This is a genomic window from Robinsoniella sp. (assembly GCF_034124845.1).
In genome coordinates this window covers 1-4,345 of sequence record NZ_JAWYAJ010000550.1, presented here as the reverse complement: position 1 = coordinate 4,345, position 4,345 = coordinate 1, and the positions used below count along the sequence as shown (strand labels likewise).

Below are 4,345 nucleotides of genomic sequence, written 5' to 3'. Positions count from 1 at the left end.
ATAAAACAAGGGGATACAGCGGTTCTTTACGTATTCAACTGTCAAAGACAGGATTTTATGTATTACATCTTAGCTCATATAAATTTGGTTGTCAATAGTATGCTGATATTTTATTTATATAAATATTATTTTTGATTAATTCAAAAATAAAACTCTATTATTTTATATATTTTATTTTTCAAATTAACACTTATATAATAACAAAAATCATTAAAGTAATATTAAAACTAATATTTTAACATTTTGCTTATTAAATTTAATTCCATATATATTTTAATCCATCAAAAATACAATTATATGTATTTTTTAACACTATTCGTAATGTTTTCGCATGATTCATAAGTATTCCCGCGTAAAACCAAATTTCTCACAGTATTCATCCAGCATACTACCCTTTTTACATCGGATCATAGCACTTTTATTAATAATCCAATCTCCTATTTCATCCGGATCATGATGAATTTCCAATATCTTCAGCCGATTACATCCATGGAATACCCATTTTCCGATTTTCTTTAATGATTTCGGTAATATAACATATTCTAACTGGTTACATTTAAAAAAGGCGCTGTCATCTAAGACCTTTAGGTTACGGGGAAGTTTCAACATTGTAAATCCCGTCTGATAGAAAGCCTCACGTCCAATTGATTCTAATGTAACCGGAAAATGCAGTTTTGATAAACTCTGGCATTTATAAAACGCACGGTCCTCAATACGATTTATTTTACTTGGCAATATAAGTTTTGTGAGTTTCTGACATTGATAAAATGATTCTCTGGGTATGATAAAGTTCACTCTGCTTGGTTCAAACGTGACTGTCTCCAGACGTTTACACTCTTTAAAAGCTCCATCTTTGATTGCCTTCGTACTAGCCGGAAAATATATTTCCTTTAATTTTGAGCATCCGCAAAATGCCTCTTCCTGAACTACTTCCAGATTCCCAAAGTTCACCTTGTGTAATGAAGTACATCCATAAAAGCTTCTTTTCCCGATTTTCTTTACGTTGGGAGAAAGATCTGCTGTCTTCAGACGTATTTTATTACGAAGTGCCTGATCAGAAACTTCATCAAAAACGGTACCAATAATTAAATTTTTATCTGCGCATTGTTTCCCATCCTGCATGCCAAATACTCGAAAGCCGACATTTCCTCCCTTATAAATAAGTACTTGACTTCTCATTTTACTCTCCCTTTTTCCTGTGTATCTTTCCTTTAAAAAAGAAAGCCCTTCTGTACATAGACTGAAAGGCTTTTCATAACATATAAATTTTTGCACAAAAATAAACCTATTCCCTCATCCCGGAAATAAAGTAAGCTGGCATTACGGCAGGTATCCTGACTTCGCTTCATCCTCAGAAACGCCTTCTCAATATTTTTCAATATCAATGGCATCCTGTTTCTTCGTCCACGTTACAGTAGAGGTGACTGTGCCGGTTTCACACCGGCTTCCCTATTAACATTTTACTCCACATCATCTGTGGAATATGACCGCAATCCTTAGATTTATTCTTATTTTATCATAATATCTCAATCGCATTTAAAAGTCAATTGTTTTTGACTATTATACTCTTTTAGAGTTCTTTCACCCCCAATTCCAGGGTAACCTCTTTTTTCTCCCCCGGCTTTAACTCTATCAGCTGATGATTGATCCTTGCCGCACTTCTTCCTTCCGCATATCCCGTTGAAGGTATCAATCCCATTACATACTCCTGCTCTCCTAACTGTTTCCACTGGCAGAAATAGGGCAGTTCCTCTTTGCGGTATTTCAGATAGACCTCAAGGCCTGATTGTCCGAGACTGGGATTCTGAAGACCGACACAGACCTCTCCCCGTTCATCCGGTTCAAAATCATGGTAGAAACACTGCTCCTGGTATCCGTGTACCGGCTCTGTTAATTTCTCATATTCCAGTATTCCTTTTTCCGCTTCTTTTGTTCTGGGTGTTACCAGACTCTTATTCATAACCAGCCTGGATTCCTCACTTAAAAATGGAAAACCAAAATTCATATGGTACAAAAGCATAAAGGGCTGTGCATCAAAACCTGTATTTTGATATACATCATGCACCACTATTTTATTATCGCCCAACTCCATTTTAATCGTTCGTATCAGTGTAAAATCTTCCCCATAAAATCTGCTCTGTCTCACTTTGCCTGACGCCGTCATAACATACGCATCATTTACCCATTCCTTTGAAATATGGACTTCATGTGCCGGAATGTTATTGATTACGCCATGTAATCCATATTCTTTGCCCTGATCCGTATTACTTGCCCCGGTATTGGAGAGTCCGGAGGTAGTCATTACTCCGGCAAAAAAATTATCCAGAAATCCCTTGTCCTTGTTTTCTGTAAAATACGCCGGACTGCAGACCTCCGACTTGGAAATATAAGAAAAAGGATGACCCTGATAAGATGCCCAGGCAATATCCATGCCGCGGTCCGGCAGTATGGTAAATGCAAGCCCCGATCCATTTTTGCACTCGATGCTTCTCATGCCTCTGGCTTTGCCATCTTCAAATGACATCAGACGCATATCTGCAATCTGGCTCATATCACCCACACGTCTTCTGATTTCCTCTTTACTCCTTATTCTTCCGTATAAATTTGCCATCTTTTCACCCCACTGTTTTTCAAATATGCAGCATTATAATATAAAATATTCCTCAGCCTCACAACATTACAAGCTGAATCTTTCCCAGCTTCACAACATTACAAGCTGAATCTTCCCAGCCTTACAGTATTACACTCGAAATCGCTCCTCTATTTCACAGGAATACGCCGGAATGGCTCCTTTGTGGGAAGCTACATAGCCTCCCAGCAGATTTCCGTTTTCCCCGCACGTGGAAAGTGGCAATCCCCTTGAATAGCTGTAGATAAATCCCGCACCAAATGCATCCCCGGCACCCACGGTATCCACTGCCTGCACTTTCATTGCCGCCGCTGTGATCATTCCCGATTGCTCATCATATATCCTGCAGCCTTTTTCTCCATTCGTTACGCAGATAATCCGGATCCGGTATTGTTTTCTGAGATTTTCTATTACTTTTACTTCTTCCAATCCGGTATGATACAGCACTTTTGCCAGAACGGTTACTTCTTCTTCATTTAATTTCAGAATATCCGCATACTTTAGTGATCCTTCCAGCATCTCTTTGGAAGGATTCTCCACTCTCAGGTTAATATCGCAGAACACCAGCGGAAAGGCACAGGATTCCAAAATTCTATGGAGATTCTTTCTTGTCTTTTCTCCTGCCTGGCAGTAGGTGCCAAAGCAGAAGATATCAATGCTCTCTCCACGGATTTTCTCCAGTAATCCTTCATCTGCATCTATAAATTCATGGCTTGCATCAGATGCAAATTCATATGCAGGTACTTTCTTCTCATCCAGGGTTATTTTTGCATACCCGGTGCTCTTCGTGTCGTCGGTCTGAACAAAGCTGCAATCCACACCCAGATTGCTGATTTCCTTAAGGGCTTCCATTCCCAGGCTGTCCGTCCCCAGCTTGGTGTACATATACGTCTTCATCCCCAATTTGCACAAATGGGCGGCTAAATTTAATGTACATCCCCCAATATGTTTTTCATCCCCTACGATATCCCATAAAACTGCTCCGTAACTCATGGCCTTTAACATTCGTCCGCCTCCTCTTTAAATCAGCTGCCGCCATGAACTTATGGAGACAGCTGATAACTTATCTTGTTCTATAAAGCATAACGTTTTCTAGACTTTTACTTCAATATAAAACTTATTCCGGTCCCCACGATATCTTGAGCTGCAGTATTCCAGCACCCGCCCTTCCTCATTGTAGGCCTTGTTCAGGAAGCTCTGAACAGGAAATCCTTTTTCCACATTTAGAAGCTTACTGTCCTCCCGGCTGACGATCATGGCTTCTACCACTCTCTCCACCAGTACTACCGTTGTATTTTTCTGACCACTAAGTATCTGATAAAGGGAATTCCGCTCCATATCCACATCCAGAATCTCATGGCACAAATCATAGGGAAGGTAGGACTGAACCACCGCAATCGGTTCCTCATCTGCAAATCTCAGACGAACCAGTTCGATTACTTTATCGCCTTTTGACAAGCCCATCTCTTTTGCCAGGAGCTCATCCGCGGTAATCACCTCAAATTTGAGAACTTTCGTAGACGGGGTTAATCCCATACTCGTAATCTGCTCATTATAACTTACCATATTTCCCATATATTGCAGGTCTATTTTGGGTTTTGAAACAAACGTGCCAATCCCCTTTTTCCGATACAGCAGATTTTCATTTACTAAATCTGACAATGCCTGCCGAACGGTGGTTCTGCTAAATTTAAAATAATCAATGATCTCCCATTC

General features: G+C 39.7%; 4 protein-coding genes and 1 riboswitch. All 4 genes read right to left on the bottom strand.

What is annotated here, in order from left to right:
* Positions 1-336: 336 nt before the first annotated feature.
* Positions 337-1,179, bottom strand: a complete 843-nt coding sequence (locus ACH2DQ_RS27330) for a leucine-rich repeat domain-containing protein (RefSeq protein WP_394914695.1) — start codon at positions 1,177-1,179, stop codon at positions 337-339.
* 127 nt (positions 1,180-1,306) lie between these two features.
* A riboswitch (cobalamin riboswitch) is annotated at positions 1,307-1,507 on the bottom strand.
* Positions 1,508-1,570: 63 nt separating this feature from the next.
* Positions 1,571-2,611 carry an aldose 1-epimerase family protein gene (locus tag ACH2DQ_RS27325; RefSeq protein WP_394914696.1) on the bottom strand — a complete coding sequence of 347 codons (1,041 nt, stop codon included), beginning with the start codon at positions 2,609-2,611 and terminating at the stop codon, positions 1,571-1,573.
* 129 nt (positions 2,612-2,740) lie between these two features.
* Complete coding sequence (locus ACH2DQ_RS27320) at positions 2,741-3,634, bottom strand: carbohydrate kinase family protein (RefSeq protein ID WP_394914697.1); 894 nt, start codon at positions 3,632-3,634, stop codon at positions 2,741-2,743.
* An 87-nt stretch (positions 3,635-3,721) separates the two neighbouring features.
* Positions 3,722-4,345, bottom strand: a 624-nt coding sequence (locus ACH2DQ_RS27315; protein ID WP_395028701.1) for a GntR family transcriptional regulator, incomplete at its 5' end; no start/stop codon positions are given.